This window comes from Streptomyces albireticuli, from assembly GCF_021228125.1.
Taxonomy (GTDB): domain Bacteria; phylum Actinomycetota; class Actinomycetes; order Streptomycetales; family Streptomycetaceae; genus Streptomyces; species Streptomyces albireticuli.
The window spans coordinates 62,841-78,017 of the sequence record NZ_JAJQQS010000002.1; the positions used below are offsets into that span (position 1 = coordinate 62,841).

Below are 15,177 nucleotides of genomic sequence, written 5' to 3' on the forward strand. Positions count from 1 at the left end.
GGAACGCGTCGCCCGAATTCACCGTCCTCAGAGCTGAGGGCGGACAACACCCCCTCAGCAGCACGTCCTCACCCAGGAAGAGAGGCCGATGGCCGACCGTGCGGAGTCTCGCCGGGCCCGTCCGCGTACCGTCGTGGCGGTCTTCGCGGCGGTGACCGCCGTGGCGTTCGGTGGCGTGTGGTGCAGCCAGGCGCAGGACCGGGCGAGCGCGGTGTCCGACGCCCCGAAGACGGCGGCGGCCCAGAAGTCGAAGGCGCCGCGCGGCGTGGGCGAGGCGAAGGTCGACGCCACTCCGGCGAAGACGCCGGGCGTGCGGGAGTGCGGGCTCGGTGAGCCGGTCGTCGAGCCGGAGATCATCACACTGACGTGCGCGGACGCCGGCATGGTGGCGAGCGGCATCACGTGGGAGCACTACGCGGTGGACGGCGCCGAGGGCGATGGCGTGGTCCAGGTGTCACGAGGAGCGAACGGGGCGGGTGTGACGTCCTTCCCGGCGCGCTTCCGGCTCTACGGCGCGAAGAACGTCGACGGGAAGATGGCGTTCACCGGGCTGGAGGTCGACTACACGGGGGCCACGCCGCTGGGCGAGTCGCGGGAAACGTACTCGATCGCGTGATGGGAATCCGTGGCCGGATCGCGCTCGCGATCTCCTTCGTCACCGCACTCGCCGTCGTCGTCCTCGGCCTCGCCGTCCACCACATCTCGGCCGTGGAGCGCGCCGGGCAGGCGCAGTCGTACCAGGACAGCCTGCTCAGCTCGGCGCTCCAGGTCTACCAGCGGGACAGCCTGCTCGCGCTCGGCGCGCAGCTCGACGACTCCACGCTGCCGCCCGTGCTGATGGAGGCGGTCCGCGAGGGCCGTTCCGGTACGTACATCAGCGGCGGCGGCGACCCCCGGGTGTGGGCGGCGACGGAGGTCGAGGGCGGGAAGGTGCTGTCGGTGTCGGCGCCCTACCCGGACCGCGATCCGCTCCAGCGGGCGCTGGACAAGGCGCTGGTGGTGGCCGGTGCGTCCACGGTGGCGCTGATGGCGGTGGTCGCGTGGTTCGTGGCGCAGAGCCTGTCGCGGCGGCTGCGGCACAGTGCCGCGGCGGCCCGCCGGATCGCGGCGGGGGAGCCGCCGGACCCGGAGGCGCTGGCGGCCGGCGGCCGGGACGAGGTCGCGGAGCTGGGCCGCTCCGTGCACCATATGGCGGCGTCACTGGCGGCGCGGGTGGAGGCGGAGCGCGAGTTCACCGCGGACGTGGCGCACGAGCTGCGGACGCCGGTGGCCGGTCTGGTGGCCTCGGCGGAGCTGCTGCCGCACCCGCGGGCGGTGGAGATGGTCCGGGAGCGGGCGCAGACGATGCGGGTGCTGGTCGAGGACCTGCTGGAGGTGTCGCGGCTGGACGCCGGCCGGGAGCGGGCGCAGCTCGACGAGGTGGAGCTGCCGTCGCTGGTGCGCGGGATCGTGAAGCGGGCGCAGGGCCAGCGCGGGGTCGACGAGGTGTCGGTCGAGGTGGTCGGCGAGGGCCGGATCGTGGCGACGGACGCCCGCCGGGTGGAGCGGATCCTGGTGAACATCCTGGGCAACGCCGCGAAGCACGGGAAGCCGCCGATCGAGGTCCTGGTGGAGGGCACCCGGATCACGGTGCGCGACCACGGTGACGGCTATCCGCCGGAGCTGGTCGACCAGGGGCCGCGGCGGTTCCGTACGGCGGCGCCGGAGCGTGGCACCGGGCACGGTCTGGGGCTGACGATCGCGGTGGGCCAGGCGGTGGTGCTGGGGGCACGGCTGGAGTTCGGTACGGCGGAGGGCGGCGGCGCGCGGGCGGTCCTGGACCTTCCGGAGGCGGAGCCGCCTGCGGCGGGCGAGTGAGGTCGTTCCCGTACGGGCGCGCCCCGTTCCGTACGGGTGCGCCGCGCCCGCGGCAGGCGCCCCCGTAAGCCGCCGGACGGGCGCGGAGCTCTCCGAGTCGTCCGGCGGCCGAAGGCCGGGGGCCACGGAGGGAGCCGGGGCCGGAAGCGCGACGGGGCCACGGCCGGACCCACGGCCGCACCCCGGACCGTGGGCTTACAGCCCCAGGTCCTTGATGATCTTCGCTACGTGGCCCGTGGCCTTCACGTTGTAGAGGGCGCGCTCCACCTTGCCCTCCTCGTCGACGATGATCGTCGACCGGATGACGCCCGTCACGGTCTTCCCGTACAGCTTCTTCTCGCCGAACGCCCCGTAGGCCTCCAGCACCTTCTTCTCCGGGTCCCCGACGAGGGTGACCTGGAGCTGCTCCTTCTCGCGGAACTTCGCGAGCTTCTCCGGCTTGTCGGGGGAGACGCCGATCACGTCGTAGCCGTGGCCGGTGAGGAAGGCGAGGTTGTCCGTGAAGTCGCAGGCCTGCTTGGTGCAGCCCGGGGTGAGGGCGGCCGGGTAGAAGTAGACGATGACCTTGCGGCCCTTGTGGTCGGCGAGCGAGACCTGCTTGCCGTCCGCGTCGGGCAGGGTGAAGGCGGGGGCGGTGTCGCCGGGCTGAAGTCGCTCGCTCATGACTCTCCTCGTCGTGACCTCGGGGCGGCGCCTCGGGGACGGACGCCGCCTCCCGAGACTAGCCACCACGTGGATCGGGGGTGCCGCGGGGCACGGCGTCCGGCGAGCTGACAGACTGTCGTCATCACTCATCATCACTCTTATCGAGACGACGGAGGCAGCGCGGTGTCGGATGCCAGGACCCCTGCGCAGATCGAGGCGGACATCGCCCGCAGGCGGGAAGAGCTCGCCGTGACGCTCGACGAGATCGGGATGCGGATGCACCCGAGCACGATCGTGGGCGATGCGAAGGCCAAGGTGGCCGCGAAGGTGGACGCCACCGCGGGCCGTGCCTATGTGGCGGCGAACCGGCTGGTGTCCGATGTGCGGGCGCGGTTCGTGACGGAGGAGGGCGCGCCCCGGCTGGACCGGATCGTGCCGGTGGCCATGGTGGCGGTGGGCGTGATCGGGCTGCTGACGGTCTCCTCGCGTCGTCACAAGGCGTAGCGAGGGCGCCCGCGGGGCCCCGCGGGTACGGGGCGTAACCGGGAGGATCCCGGCGGATCCCGGCGGATCCCGGCCTGGGGCCCCGGAGGGCGGGCGCGGCCAGGTACGGTCAGGGGCGTGAGTACGCATACCACCCACGACAAGCTGCCCATCCGGATGCTGCACGACCGCGTGCTGGTCCGGACCGACATTCCCGAGGGCGAGCGCCGGTCCACCGGCGGCATCGTCATTCCGGCGACGGCGGCGGTGGGCCGCCGACTGGCCTGGGCCGAGGTCGTGGCGGTCGGGCAGAGCGTGCGCACGGTGGAGCCCGGCGACCGGGTGCTGTACGACCCGGAGGACCGCGCGGAGGTGGAGGTGCGCGGTGTCGCGTACGTCCTGATGCGCGAGCGCGATCTGCACGCGGTGGCGGCGGAGCGGCTGGAGGGCTCGGACGACTCCACGGGTCTCTACCTCTAGACGTCCGGGCCTCTGGACGTCCGGATCTGCAGACGTCCGGGCCTCTGGGCATCCAGCTTCCGGGCAACCGGCCCCGCTACCCACGTTTCGTCCTTTTTGATACGGTCGTAAGAGCCCGACGAGACGCGCCGTACCGGGTCAGGACAAGACGACGCACCCCTGTAGGTAGATTCCACGGAGGTGCCGTCATGGCATGGGTCCTGCTCGCCGTCGCCGGTCTGCTCGAGGTCGGCTGGTCGATCGGCATGAAGTTCACCGAGGGGTTCACCCGGCTGTGGCCGAGCGTGTTCACCGTCGCGGGTATCGCCGCCAGCATGATGCTGCTGTCGCAGGCTGCGAAGTCGCTCCCCATCGGCACCGCCTACGGCGTGTGGGTGGGCATCGGCGCGGCCGGCGCGGCGGTGCTGGGCATGGTGGTGCTGGGGGAGCCGGCGACCGCCGCGCGGATCTTCTTCGTCGTGCTGCTGCTGGTGGCGGTGGTGGGGCTGAAGGTCACCTCGGGCCACTGACGCCGGCCGCGCACGAGCCCGTACGGGACGGAGGGGGTGCCCCGGAACCGAGGTTCCGGGGCACCCCCTCCGCACCCCTCCGCGCGTCAGTAGTCGTAACCCAGCAGGTCGCCCTTGTCGATGCCGTGCTTCCCGTTCAGCCCGCCGCGTTCCCCCGGCTCGAAGGTGAAGATCGGCGGGATCGTCGGGGGGCCCGTCGGCGGGCCGGGGAACGTCGGCGGCCCGGTGGGCGGCAGCGGTGGCGCGGTGGTGCGCGGCGGGGTGGTCGGCGGCGCGGTGGTGGCCGGCGGGGCGCTGGGGGACTCCGGGGGCTCGGAGCCGGCGGTCGGCTCCAGCGGCGGTACGGTGCCGCCGCTCGCGGTGTCCAGGTCGAAGTCCTTGACGGGGGCGCCCGACAGGGCGGCGGCGGTGTACGACGCCCAGATCTCCGCGGGGTAGCCGCCGCCGTTGATGCGGTCCAGGCCGGTCGCCCCGTAGAGCGGCTTCTGGTCGCCGGTGTCGGAGTCCTGGCCCATGACGGCGACGACGGTGGCGAGGTCGGGGGTGTAGCCGGCGAACCAGGCGGCCTTGTCCTCCTCGGCGGTGCCGGTCTTGCCGGCGGCGGGGCGCCCGGCGGCCTGGGCGGCGGCGCCCGTGCCGTTGTCGACGACGCTCTGGAGGATCGCGGTGGTGGTGTCGGCGGCCTCGCGGGAGACGGCCTGCTTGGTGTCCTTGTCGGGCAGGGAGACGCTCTCGCCGCCCTTGGCGACCTTGTCGACCAGGGTGTAGGCGCCGTGTCTGCCGTGGTTGGCGAGGGTCGCGTAGGCCTGGGTCATGTCGAGGACGCTGGCGGTGGCGACGCCGAGGGCGATGGACGGGGTGGCGATCAGCTCGGGGGTCTTCTCGGGGATGCCGAGGGCGACGGCGGTGTTCTTGACCTTGGCGGGGCCGACGTCCTGGGCCATCTGGGCGTAGACGGCGTTGACGGACAGGTCGGTGGCCTTGGTGACGGTGATCCGGCCGTACGAGCGGTCGTCCTCGTTGGCCGGGGCGAAGCCGACCGGTCCGGCGGGTCCGCGCACGGGGCGTTTGTTGGTGCCGTCGTAGACGGTGTTGGGGGTGATCGCGCGGCCGTCCTGGGTGGTGGAGTCGTTCTCCACGGCCGAGGTGAAGACGAAGGGCTTGAAGGTGGAGCCGACCTGGTAGTCGCGGCGGGTGGCGTTGTTGACGTACTGCTTGGTGTAGTCGATGCCGCCGTAGAGGGCGACGACCCGGCCGGTCTTGGGGTCGATGGAGGCGCCGCCCGCCCTGACGTAGCGGTCGACCGTGCGGTTCTCGCTCAGCTCGTCCATCAGCCGCTTCTGCACGGCGTCGACGAAGGCGTCCTGCTTCTCGCGGTCGATGGTGGTGGTGATGCGGTAGCCGCCGCGGGCCAGGGTCTGCTCGTCGACGATCTTGCTGTTGGTGAGGTGGTCCTTGACCGCCTCGACGAGATAGCCGCGCTGGCCCGACATGCCGAGGCGCGGCTTGGACTTGCCGGGGCTCGGGAACGACATCTTCGCGCGCTCCTCGGCGGTGAGCCACTTCTTCTTGACCATGCCGTCGAGGACGTAGTTCCAGCGGGCCGTGGCGCGCGGCTTGTTCTCCGGGTGGGCGCCGACGTCGTAGGCGCTGGGGGCGTTGAGGAGGGTGGCCAGATAGGCGCCCTCCGCGGCGTTCAGCTTGTCGGAGTCCTTGCCGTAGTAGGCCTGGGCGGCGGCCTGGATGCCGTAGGCGTTCCGGCCGAAGTAGCTGGTGTTGAGATAGCCCTCGAGGATCTCGTCCTTGCTCTGCTCGCGGTCGAGCTTGATCGCGATGAAGAATTCCTTCACCTTACGGGTGACGGTCTGCTCCTGGCCCAGGTAGTAGTTCTTGACGTACTGCTGGGTGATGGTGGAGCCGGACTGCTTGCCCTTGCCCGTGGCGGTGTTCCAGGCGGCGCGGAGCATGGCCTCGGGGTTGACGGCCGACTCGGAGTAGAAGTCGCGGTCCTCGGCGGCGAGCACGGCGTGCTGGACGTCCCGGGGGACCTTGCTCAGGGAGACGCTCTCGCGGTTCACCTCGCCGTCGCGGGCGAGCTGGGAGCCGTCGGAGTAGAGGTAGACGTTGCTCTCCGCGACGGCCGCGCGGTTGGCCGCGGGGATGTGCACCAGCATGTACCCGGCGACGAGGGCGCCGGCGATGAGCAGGACGATCAGCAGGAAGCCGCCGAGGACCATGCGCCAGGTCGGCAGCAGGCGGCGCCAGCCGGTGCGCTTGGGGCGGCCGGGTCTTCCTCTGCGGCCGGGCCCGGTGCCGTCCGCCGGCGACCAGCCCGCCGGCCGGGTGTGCTCACCGCCGGCCGGCCGCTGCTGTGACTGCTCGTCGCTCATGTCTGTAGGGACTCCTCGGCCGCCACCGGGGTTGTGCCAACCGCGGTGAGGGCGGTGTTGTGTCGGGCGGTTCGCCGTGCGGCTTACGCCCCGTAAAACACTTTCGCATCATGCGTTCCGCGCCGAGGGGGCGTAGCGCACCTGCGACGGCCCGGTAAGGGCCATCCGGGTCGGGCCGACCACTCCTTGGAGTGAAAAAGCCGTGGTCGGCGGCTGAACGGGGCCGCTAAGCTCCTGCGCTTCGGAGGCGGCGGACTATCGAGGTTCAACGACGGGAGGTGCCCCGGGATGCGGCTCTACGCGGCCGTGGCGGTGAGCGGTTTCCGGCGGTATGCCACGTATCGCGTCGCGACCGCCGCGGGGGTCTTCACCAATACCGTGTTCGGCTTCGTCATCGCCTACACCTTCGTCGCGCTCTGGGACGAGCGTCCGCACCTCGGCGGTTACGACCAGTCCCAGGCCCTCACCTTCGTCTGGGTGAGCCAGGGGCTGCTGGCCGCCGCGGCCCTGCTCGGCGGCGGCTTCCAGGAGGAGCTCCAGGAGCGCATCCGCACCGGCGACATCGCCGTCGACCTCTACCGCCCCGCCGACCTCCAGCTGTGGTGGCTCGCCGCCGACCTCGGCCGGGCCGCCTTCCATCTGCTGGGCCGGGGCGCCGTGCCGGTGGCCGTCGGCGCGCTCGCCTTCGAGCTGTCGCTGCCCGCCGACCCGCTGCGCTGGCTCGCCTTCCTCCTCTCGGCGCTGCTGGGCGTCGTGGTGGGCTTCGCGCTGCGCTTCCTGGTGGCCCTGTGCGCCTTCTGGCTGCTCGACGGCCAGGGCGTCAACATGATCAGCGCACTGATGTGCATGTTCTTCTCGGGGATGCTGCTGCCGCTGACCGTCTTCCCCGGCCTCTTCGGCGAGATCGCCCGGCTGCTGCCCTGGGCGGCGATGCTCCAGGTGCCCGTGGACGTCCTGCTCGGCACGCACTCCGGGACCGGCCTCGCCCGCGCGCTGGGCTTCCAGGTCCTGTGGGCGGCGCTGCTGCTGGGCGCCGGGCGGGCGCTGCAGTCCCTGGCGACCAGGAAGGTGGTGGTGCAGGGTGGCTGACGCCCTCGCACGGGCCCGGAGCGTCTCCGGGGGCCTGCGCGCGTACGGGCTGATCGTCGCGATGTGGGTGCGCTCGACCATGGCCTACCGCGCGTCCTTCCTGATGACGACGGCCGGAAATTTCGCGGCGAGTGTCCTCGACTTCGTCGCCATCATGATCATGTTTTCGCACATCGACCGGCTCGGCGGCTTCACCCTGCCCGAGATCGCGCTGCTGTACGGGGCGACGAGCACCTCCCTGGGCCTGGCGGACCTCGCCCTCGGCAACATGGACCGCGTCGGCAGGCGCGTCCGCGACGGCACCTTCGACATCCTGCTGGTCCGCCCCGCGCCCGTCGTCGCCCAGGTCGCCGCCGACCGCTTCGCGCTGCGCCGCCTCGGCCGGGTCTCCCAGGGCCTGCTGGTCCTCGGCTGGGGCGTGGCGCGCGCGGACGTCGCCTGGACCCCGGCGAAGGCCCTCTTCACGGCGGTGACGGTGATCGCGGGCGCCGGTATCTTCGCCGCCGTCTTCATCGCCGGCGCCGCCTTCCAGTTCTGGGCGGCCGACGCCTCCGAGGTGCAGAACTCCTTCACCTACGGCGGCTCGACGATGCTCCAGTACCCGCCGGCGGTCTTCGCCCGCGAACTGGTGCGCGGGGCGACCTTCGTGGTGCCGCTCGCCTTCGTCAACTGGATCCCGGTGCTGCGCATGCTGGGCCGGGACGACCCGCTGGGCCTGCCGGGCTGGGTGGACTTCTGCGGGCCGGGCGTGGCGCTCGCGATGCTCACGGCCGCGGGGCTGCTGTGGCGGGTGGGACTGAGGAACTACCGGAGCACGGGAAGCTGAGAGGTGGCGGGGAACGAGTTGTCCGACGACGGGTTCATCGAACTGGACGGTGTCGAGAAGGTCTTCGACGTCCGCCGCAAGGCCGGGTTCCTGCGCCGCGAGCGGCACCGGGTGCGTGCCGTGGACGGCATCGGCTTCCGCGTCGGGCGCGGTGAGATGGTCGGTTACATCGGCCCCAACGGCGCCGGGAAGTCCACCACCATCAAGATGCTCACGGGCATCCTGACGCCCAGCGCGGGCCGGCTGCGCGTCGCGGGCATCGACCCCTCCCGCGAGCGCGCCGGGCTCGCGCACCGTATCGGCGTGGTCTTCGGGCAGCGCACCACCCTCTGGTGGGACCTGCCGCTGCGCGACTCGTACGGCCTGGTGCGCCGCATGTACCGGGTCCCCGAGGCCCGCTACCGCGCCAACCTGGACCGCTGCGTGGAGCTCCTGGACCTCGGCGCCCTCCTCGACGTGCCGGTGCGTCAGCTCTCCCTGGGGCAGCGGATGCGCGGGGACATCGCCGCCGCCCTGCTGCACGACCCCGAGGTGCTCTACCTCGACGAGCCGACGATCGGCCTGGACGTCGTCAGCAAGGCCAAGGTCCGCGGCTTCCTGCGCGAGGTCAACGCCGAGCGCGGCACGACGGTGCTGCTGACCACGCACGACCTCACCGACATCGAGCAGCTGTGCGAGCGCGTGATGGTCATCGACCACGGCCGCCTGGTCCACGACGGCGGCCTCGCCGAACTGCACGCGGCCGGCGAGAGCGAGCGCACGCTCGTCGTCGACCTGGAACGCGAACTCCCGCCGATCGAGGACGTGCCCGGCGCGCGCACGGTCAAGGTGGAGGGTCCGCGGCAGTGGCTGGCGTTCGGGACGGGGCAGAGCGCGGCGCCGATCGTGGCGGCGGTGGCGGAGCGGTATCCGTTGGTGGATCTGTCGGTGCGGGAGCCGGATATCGAGGACGTGATCGCGCGGATGTACGCGGGTGGGAAGGGGTTGTGACGGGGGGTGGGGTGCGGGGCGGGGGTGCGGGGCGGGGGTGCGGGGGTGCGCCTGCGGCGGGCCTTTTCCCCTCCCCGCCCCTTCCCGAACCGGGGCTCCGCCCCGGACCCCGATCCTCAAGCGCCGGACGGGCTGATTTTCAGCCCGTCCGGCGCTTGAGGACATTCAGGAAGGGGCGGGTAGGGGAAAAAGCCCCACCCCCACGACCTACCCTGGTCCGCATGATGAGCGAACTTCCTGACATGCGGGCCTCCGACGCCGAGCGAGAGCGCATCACCGAAGCCCTGCGCGAGGCCGTCGCCGAGGGGCGGCTCGACATGGAGGAGTTCGAGCAGCGCCTCGACGCGGCCTACAAGGCCCGTACGCGCGGCGAGCTGGAGCCGCTCGTACGGGATCTCCCCGCACCCGGATCCGTGGCCCCCGCCCCGGCCGTGACCACGGGCCCCTGGCGGGACCGGATCGGCGGAACGGGCACCTCCAAGGTCGCCGTCGGCGTCTGGGGCGGCTTCCACCGCAAGGGCGGCTGGACGGTGCCGCGGAAGTTCACCGCCTTCACCATGTGGGGCGGCGGCGAGATCGACCTGCGGGAGGCCCGCTTCGAGGACGGCGAGATCGTCATCCGCTGCTTCGCCCTCATGGGCGGTATGAGCGTCGTCGTGCCCAAGGACCTGGACGTCCAGGTCAGCGGCGTCGGCATCATGGGCGGCTTCGGCGACGAGGCGACCGGCCCCGGCACCCCTGGCTCCCCGCGCGTGCGGATCACCGGCCTGGCGATCTGGGGCGGCGTCTCCGTCGAGCGCAAGCTGACGAAGGCGGAGAAGGAGGAGCGCGAGCGGCTCCAGCGGACCGACCGTGAGGAGCGCAGGCTGAGCCGCGAGGACCGCCGCGAGCAGCGCCGCCTCGGGCGCGAGGAGCGCCGCAAGTCGCTGGAGTAGGACTGGAGTAGGAAGGGAACGGGTCCGGGGCGGAGCCGGCCCGGGCCGGGCCCGGCGCGAGCCCCGGAGCCGGGAGCCGGGTCGGGACGGGACAGCCCCCGGAGCTCGCCGTGACACCGCAGGTCAGACCCCCGCACCGCGCAGGTCAGCCCCCGGCCCCCGTCAGAGCGCCGTCGCCGCCTGCCCCTTGAGCGTCTCAAGGTTCACGGCCCGCGCCATCGCCGCGTACCCCGCGTCGCTCGGGTGCAGGTGGTCCCCGGAGTCGTACGCCGGAAGCAGCTGCCCCGGGTTCTCCGGGTCGCGCAGCGCCAGGTCGAAGTCGACGACGTCGTCGAAGACGCCGCCCGCCCGGATCAGCGCGTTGACGCCCTGCCGGGTGGCCTCCTGGCTGGGCACGGCGCCCTTGTGCCCGTCGAAGGGCATCAGCGTCGAGCCGACCACTCGCATGCCGCGCGCGTGCGCCCGCGTCACGAGCTGCCGGAGGCCGCTCACGATCTGCTGCGGGTCCTTCTGCTGCGGGCGGCGGAGTATGTCGTTGATGCCGAGTTCCATGACGACGACGCGGGCGCCCGTGCGGGAGAGGACGTCGCGGTCGAAGCGGTCGATGCCGCTCGGGTTGTTCACCGGGGCCGGCCCGGAGTTGCCGAGGAGGACGCGGTTGCCGCTGATGCCCTCGTTGAGGACGCCGTAGCGCGGCGCCCCGGCCTCGGTGCGCAGCCGGGCGGCCAGGAAGTCCGTCCAGCGGCGGTTGGCGCCGAGGGTGGAGGTCACACCGTCCGTGATCGAGTCGCCGATGGCGACGACCGCGCCGTGCGACTCCTGGGTCCAGACGTCGACAGCGGTGAGGTACCGCCAGTAGGGGCCCTTCGCGGTGAAGCCGATGCCCTGGGCGTCCTCCGTCCGGTCGCCGCGCGCCATGAAGGAGAGCTGGCGGGCGTGCGGGTGGAACGTCACCGGGCCCGACGGGGTCGGCGAGTACGTGGTGACGAGCAGATCGGCCGCGGCCGGGACGAGGAGCCGGACGGGGTCGCTGAGCAGGGAGCGGCCGGCCGGGATGGTCACCGTGGGCTGCCCGCCGAAGGTCAGCCGGCGCATGCTGCCGGGCGCCGCGGCGGGGGATCCCGGGCTCGCCGCGAGGGCCAGCGAGGCATGGGTGACGGCCAGCGGCTGCGCGCCGTAGAGGTTGGAGAGCTGGATGCGGGCGCCGGTGCCGCCGATGCTGGTGTGCACCACATTGCGGATGGACTGGCCCGCGTAGCCCCGGGAGGTGTTCGGCTCCGCCGCCGAAGGGGAGGTGGCCCAGGAGCCGATCCACTCGCCGGACGCGGCCGGCTCGGCCGTGCCGTGGTTGTCGCGCGTGCTCGTCGTGGCCTGACCGTCCTGGCCGCCGACCCCGATGAATATCGCGGTCGAGACGAGTATCACCACGGCCGCCAGCGCGGCGAGGACGGCGTACGCCGCGCCGCGGGGCAGAGGTGGCCTGTTCATGGCGGGAGTCTCCTGGGAAGGGCGGAGCGGGTAGCTCCGGTGCGGAACCGGGGACGAAAACAGCGACTGATCAGCAACAGCGCCCTCGCGGTCCGATCGCTGTTCCATGATCCCACGGTGGCTTCGGGGCGCGCCTGTCGGCCGATGGGATCACGCAACGTGTCACATGCGACTTGTCAGACGCCGGGAACTCCCGGTGCGTTCCCGGAGTACGTCGAGTAGGGACAATGCACGTGAGGACGGCTGGAACGGGTGGTGCGGATGGAACGGTCCCCAGGTGACGATTCGGCAGCCGCCGAATGGGTGATGCCCACTGCGGTGGGCGGTCTCACCTATAGCGCCGCAGATGAGGAGAAACGCCGCGGAGTGCGCCGGATGAAGACCCTCGCCACGGGCCTTCTGCTCCTTGTCGCGCTCGTCTACGCCCTTGCGAAATGGGGACAGTCCTCGGGCGCGGGCGCCTGGGCCGGCTATGTGGCGGCGGCCGCGGAGGCCGGCATGGTCGGCGCGCTGGCCGACTGGTTCGCGGTCACCGCGCTCTTCCGGCGCCCGATGGGCCTGCCCATCCCGCACACCGCGATCATCCCGACCAAGAAGGACCAGCTGGGGCAGAGCCTCGGCGAGTTCGTCGGCGAGAACTTCCTCTCCGGCGACGTGGTCCGGGTCCGGCTGCGCGCCGTCGGCATCTCCTCGCGCCTGGGCGCCTGGCTGGCCCGGCCGGAGCACGCCGACCGGGTGACGGCCGAGCTGGCCACGGCCCTGCGCGGCGCGCTCACCGTGCTGCGGGACTCCGACGTCCAGGCGGTCGTAGGAGAGGCCATCACCCGGCGCGCCGACGCCCAGGAGATCGCCCCCGGCATCGGCACGATGCTGGAGAAGATCGTCGCGGACGGCGGCCACCACCGCGTCGTGGACCTGGTGTGCGTACGGGCCCACGACTGGCTCGTGACGCACGGCGACTCCGTGATGGGCGCGGTCACGGGCGGCGCGCCCGGCTGGACGCCCCGCTTCGTGGACCGCAAGGTCGGCGAGCGCGTCTATAAGGAGCTGCTCCGCTTCGTCACGGAGATGCGGGACATGCCCGACCACCCGGCGCGCGGGGCCGTCGACCGCTTCCTGGCCGACTTCGCGGGCGACCTCCGGTCCGACACGGACACCCGGGCGCGCGTCGAGCGGCTGAAGTCCGAGGTGCTCGGCCGGGGCGAGGTCCAGGACCTCATCGCCTCCGCCTGGGCCTCGGTCCGCGCCATGATCGTCGCCGCCGCCGAGGACGAGCGCAGCGAGCTCCGCCTCCGCGTCCGAGCCGGTCTGCTCTCCCTCGGCGAGCGGATGACGGCCGACGAGCACCTGCGCGCGAAGGCCGACCGCTGGCTGGAGGACGCGGCGGTGTACGTCGTGACGACGTACCGCGACGAGATCACGGCCCTGATCACGGACACGGTGGCGAGCTGGGACGCGGAGCACACGTCCCGCAAGATCGAGGCCCACATCGGCCGGGACCTCCAGTTCATCAGGATCAACGGCACGGTGGTGGGCGCGCTGGCGGGGCTGTGCATCTACACGGCGTCGAGGCTGCTGGGGGCGTAGCACGGGAACGATTCGGCCCGTCCGGCGATCGAGGACACCGCGCGGAGCGCGGGAGAGGGGCCGGGGGCGTAGCCCCCGGTATCGGGAAGGGGCGGGCTGGGGGAAATACCCCCGGTCACGACCTAGTGTCGACCCGTGCTGAAACGTCCCACCTTGCTATGGCTTCTCGCCCCCTACGTCCTCTACCTCGCCACCCTCCCCCTCACCGACCGCGTCCACCCCACCGTCCTCGGCCTCCCCTTCCTCTTCTTCTGGCTCCTCCTCGCCACGCTCCTCACCCCCGTGGCCGTCTACCTCGCCTGGCGCGGCGACAAGCGACGAGGCCGCGTATGAACACCGTCGTCATGAGCGCGAGCGCGACGGACACCACCGTCGCCACCACCGTCTTCGTCGTCTTCATGCTCCTCACCGTCGCCCTCGGCCTCCTGGCCGTGCGCGGCCGGGGCTCCGGTGGCGGCCTCGCCGAGTGGTCCGTGGGCGGCCGCAGCATGGGCACGGTCTTCATCTGGGTGCTGATGGCGGGCGAGGGCTACACCAGCTTCAGCTACCTCGGCGCGGCCGGCTGGGGCTACAACCACGGCGCGCCCGTCCTGTACGTCATCGCGTACATGTCCTGCGGCTACGCGCTCGGCTACGTCGTCGGCCCCACCCTCTGGTCGTACGCGCGCAGGCACGGACTCGTCACCATCACCGACATGGTGGCCCACCGCTACGACCGCCCCTGGCTGGGCACCCTGGTCGCGATCCTCGCGACGGTCTGCCTGCTGCCCTACATCCAGCTCCAGATCACCGGCATGGGCGTGGTCGTCTCCACGATCTCCTACGGCGCCATCAGCCTGAACTGGGCGTACTTCATCGCCTTCGCCGTGACCACCGGCTTCGTCGTGGTGAGCGGACTGCGCGGCAGCGCCTGGGTATCCGTCCTCAAGGACGTCCTGGTCATCGGCACGCTCGGCTTCCTCGCCGTCTATGTGCCGCTGCACTACTTCGACGGCTACGGCCCCTTCCTGGACCGTGTCGTGGCGGAGAAGCCGGACTGGCTGACCTTCACCGGGCACGGCGGCAGCGGCCTGGGCGGCGGCTGGTTCGTGACGACGAGCTTCCTCAACTCCCTGACCGTCGTCATCTTCCCGACGACCGTCGCCGGCTACCTCGGCGCCCGGAACGCCGACGCCCTGCGCCGCAACGCGATGCTGCTGCCCTTCTACAACGTCCTGCTGTTCGTGCCGATGCTGCTCGGCATGGCGGCGATCTTCGTGGTGCCGGGGCTGACCGGCGCGTCCTCGAACCTGGCGCTGTTCAAGCTGGTCGTGGACTCGCTGCCGGCCTGGACGGTCGGCGTGATCGGGGTCGCGGCGGCGTTGTCGTCGATCGTGCCGATGGCGGTGTTCATGCTGGTCATCGGCACGATGTGGGGGAAGAGCGTGCTCGGCGCGATCCCGCGCCTGGCCGGTCGCCCCGACCGGCAGCGGCTCGCCGCGCAGGTCGTCGTGGTGGTGGCGGGCGTCCTGGCCCTGATCCTCACCTATGCCACGCCCAACACCCTGGTACGCCTCTCCCTCATCTCCTACGAGGGGATGGCCCAGCTCGTGCCCATGATCCTGCTGGGTCTGCTGTGGCGGAAGCTGACGCTGTGGGGTGCGCTGAGCGGTCTCGTCGTGGGCGGGACGCTGGTGTGCGCGCTGGTCTTCACCGAGAACGACCCCGTGTGGGGCGTCAACGCGGGGGCCGTGGCGCTGGTCGCGAACGTCGCGGTGGCGCTCGCCGTCTCCTGGCTCGGCCCGGTCCCGGCCGACGCGCGGCCGGACGAGGAGGTGCTCGCGAAGGACCCGGGACCGGAGGAATCGGTCCCGGGCCGGGTGACGGTTTAGCCGGTGGCGCGGGTGGTGTTCCGGGCG

At 72.1% G+C, this 15,177-nt stretch carries 15 protein-coding genes and 1 riboswitch; of the genes, 12 read left to right on the forward strand and 3 right to left on the reverse strand.

Annotation, left to right across the window (positions count from 1 at the left end; translation table 11 throughout):
• Nucleotides 1–88: 88 nt before the first annotated feature.
• Nucleotides 89–616, forward strand: coding sequence for a hypothetical protein (locus LUZ64_RS00450; protein WP_095580309.1), 528 nt, complete (start codon nucleotides 89–91; stop codon nucleotides 614–616).
• Nucleotides 616–1,857 carry a sensor histidine kinase gene (locus LUZ64_RS00455; RefSeq protein ID WP_095580307.1) on the forward strand — a complete coding sequence of 414 codons (1,242 nt, stop codon included), beginning with the start codon at nucleotides 616–618 and terminating at the stop codon, nucleotides 1,855–1,857. Before LUZ64_RS00450 ends, LUZ64_RS00455 begins: the two co-directional genes overlap by 1 nt.
• A gap of 195 nt (nucleotides 1,858–2,052) precedes the next feature.
• Here LUZ64_RS00455 and bcp read toward each other — a convergent pair whose 3' ends face one another.
• A complete protein-coding gene (gene bcp / locus LUZ64_RS00460) occupies nucleotides 2,053–2,520 on the reverse strand; it encodes a thioredoxin-dependent thiol peroxidase (RefSeq protein ID WP_095580305.1) in 468 nt (155 codons plus the stop codon).
• A 165-nt stretch (nucleotides 2,521–2,685) separates the two neighbouring features.
• Here bcp and LUZ64_RS00465 point away from each other — a divergent pair, with 165 nt between their 5' ends.
• From LUZ64_RS00465 to LUZ64_RS00475, 3 genes are all read left to right on the forward strand, one after another.
• Entirely contained in the window at nucleotides 2,686–3,006 is a 321-nt protein-coding gene (locus LUZ64_RS00465) for a DUF3618 domain-containing protein (protein WP_095580303.1), read from the forward strand.
• Nucleotides 3,007–3,162: 156 nt separating this feature from the next.
• Nucleotides 3,163–3,465, forward strand: coding sequence for a GroES family chaperonin (locus LUZ64_RS00470; RefSeq protein WP_087930644.1), 303 nt, complete (start codon nucleotides 3,163–3,165; stop codon nucleotides 3,463–3,465).
• An 87-nt stretch (nucleotides 3,466–3,552) separates the two neighbouring features.
• A riboswitch (guanidine-III (ykkC-III) riboswitch) is annotated at nucleotides 3,553–3,623 on the forward strand.
• Between the two features lie 30 nt (nucleotides 3,624–3,653).
• Complete coding sequence (locus LUZ64_RS00475; RefSeq protein ID WP_232390302.1) at nucleotides 3,654–3,974, forward strand: DMT family transporter; 321 nt, start codon at nucleotides 3,654–3,656, stop codon at nucleotides 3,972–3,974.
• Between the two features lie 86 nt (nucleotides 3,975–4,060).
• Here the strand turns inward: LUZ64_RS00475 and LUZ64_RS00480 are convergent, their stop codons facing one another.
• The gene (locus tag LUZ64_RS00480) at nucleotides 4,061–6,364 is read right to left on the reverse strand and encodes a transglycosylase domain-containing protein (protein ID WP_232390301.1); all 2,304 of its coding nucleotides are present in this window, start codon (nucleotides 6,362–6,364) and stop codon (nucleotides 4,061–4,063) included.
• 288 nt (nucleotides 6,365–6,652) lie between these two features.
• Here LUZ64_RS00480 and LUZ64_RS00485 point away from each other — a divergent pair, with 288 nt between their 5' ends.
• From LUZ64_RS00485 to LUZ64_RS00500, 4 genes are all read left to right on the forward strand, one after another.
• Complete coding sequence (locus LUZ64_RS00485; RefSeq protein WP_095584653.1) at nucleotides 6,653–7,453, forward strand: ABC transporter permease; 801 nt, start codon at nucleotides 6,653–6,655, stop codon at nucleotides 7,451–7,453.
• A gap of 61 nt (nucleotides 7,454–7,514) precedes the next feature.
• Nucleotides 7,515–8,279 (forward strand): ABC transporter permease, encoded by a 765-nt coding sequence (locus LUZ64_RS00490; RefSeq protein ID WP_095584654.1) that lies wholly within the window; start codon nucleotides 7,515–7,517, stop codon nucleotides 8,277–8,279.
• Nucleotides 8,280–8,297: 18 nt separating this feature from the next.
• Nucleotides 8,298–9,269: an ABC transporter ATP-binding protein gene (locus LUZ64_RS00495; RefSeq protein WP_095584655.1), complete on the forward strand. Its 972-nt coding sequence runs from the start codon at nucleotides 8,298–8,300 to the stop codon at nucleotides 9,267–9,269.
• 221 nt (nucleotides 9,270–9,490) lie between these two features.
• Nucleotides 9,491–10,204 (forward strand): DUF1707 domain-containing protein, encoded by a 714-nt coding sequence (locus LUZ64_RS00500; protein WP_095584786.1) that lies wholly within the window; start codon nucleotides 9,491–9,493, stop codon nucleotides 10,202–10,204.
• 162 nt (nucleotides 10,205–10,366) lie between these two features.
• On the opposite strand, the gene LUZ64_RS00505 is transcribed toward LUZ64_RS00500, so the two are convergent.
• On the reverse strand, nucleotides 10,367–11,692 hold the full coding sequence (locus tag LUZ64_RS00505; RefSeq protein ID WP_095584785.1) for an SGNH/GDSL hydrolase family protein: 1,326 nt from the start codon (nucleotides 11,690–11,692) through the stop codon (nucleotides 10,367–10,369).
• A gap of 306 nt (nucleotides 11,693–11,998) precedes the next feature.
• Between LUZ64_RS00505 and LUZ64_RS00510 the strand changes: the two genes are divergently transcribed.
• From LUZ64_RS00510 to LUZ64_RS00520, 3 genes are all read left to right on the forward strand, one after another.
• Nucleotides 11,999–13,279 carry a DUF445 domain-containing protein gene (locus LUZ64_RS00510; RefSeq protein ID WP_232390300.1) on the forward strand — a complete coding sequence of 427 codons (1,281 nt, stop codon included), beginning with the start codon at nucleotides 11,999–12,001 and terminating at the stop codon, nucleotides 13,277–13,279.
• A gap of 135 nt (nucleotides 13,280–13,414) precedes the next feature.
• The gene (locus tag LUZ64_RS00515; RefSeq protein ID WP_232390299.1) at nucleotides 13,415–13,612 is read left to right on the forward strand and encodes a DUF3311 domain-containing protein; all 198 of its coding nucleotides are present in this window, start codon (nucleotides 13,415–13,417) and stop codon (nucleotides 13,610–13,612) included.
• Nucleotides 13,609–15,150, forward strand: coding sequence for a sodium:solute symporter family protein (locus LUZ64_RS00520; RefSeq protein WP_232390298.1), 1,542 nt, complete (start codon nucleotides 13,609–13,611; stop codon nucleotides 15,148–15,150). The genes LUZ64_RS00515 and LUZ64_RS00520 overlap by 4 nt, the downstream gene beginning before the upstream one ends.
• Nucleotides 15,151–15,177: the final 27 nt, after the last annotated feature.

Bases quoted from the DNA above. Each gene is read 5' to 3' on its own strand.
- LUZ64_RS00450 (WP_095580309.1), top strand. From the start codon at position 89: ATGGCCGACCGTGCGGAGTCTCGCCGGGCCCGTCCGCGTACCGTCGTG.
- LUZ64_RS00455 (WP_095580307.1), top strand. From the start codon at position 616: ATGGGAATCCGTGGCCGGATCGCGCTCGCGATCTCCTTCGTCACCGCA.
- bcp (WP_095580305.1), bottom strand. From the start codon at position 2,520: ATGAGCGAGCGACTTCAGCCCGGCGACACCGCCCCCGCCTTCACCCTG.
- LUZ64_RS00470 (WP_087930644.1), top strand. From the start codon at position 3,163: ATGCTGCACGACCGCGTGCTGGTCCGGACCGACATTCCCGAGGGCGAG.
- LUZ64_RS00475 (WP_232390302.1), top strand. From the start codon at position 3,654: ATGGCATGGGTCCTGCTCGCCGTCGCCGGTCTGCTCGAGGTCGGCTGG.
- LUZ64_RS00480 (WP_232390301.1), bottom strand. From the start codon at position 6,364: ATGAGCGACGAGCAGTCACAGCAGCGGCCGGCCGGCGGTGAGCACACC.
- LUZ64_RS00485 (WP_095584653.1), top strand. From the start codon at position 6,653: ATGCGGCTCTACGCGGCCGTGGCGGTGAGCGGTTTCCGGCGGTATGCC.
- LUZ64_RS00490 (WP_095584654.1), top strand. From the start codon at position 7,515: ATGTGGGTGCGCTCGACCATGGCCTACCGCGCGTCCTTCCTGATGACG.
- LUZ64_RS00500 (WP_095584786.1), top strand. From the start codon at position 9,491: ATGATGAGCGAACTTCCTGACATGCGGGCCTCCGACGCCGAGCGAGAG.
- LUZ64_RS00505 (WP_095584785.1), bottom strand. From the start codon at position 11,692: ATGAACAGGCCACCTCTGCCCCGCGGCGCGGCGTACGCCGTCCTCGCC.
- LUZ64_RS00510 (WP_232390300.1), top strand. From the start codon at position 11,999: ATGCCCACTGCGGTGGGCGGTCTCACCTATAGCGCCGCAGATGAGGAG.
- LUZ64_RS00520 (WP_232390298.1), top strand. From the start codon at position 13,609: ATGAACACCGTCGTCATGAGCGCGAGCGCGACGGACACCACCGTCGCC.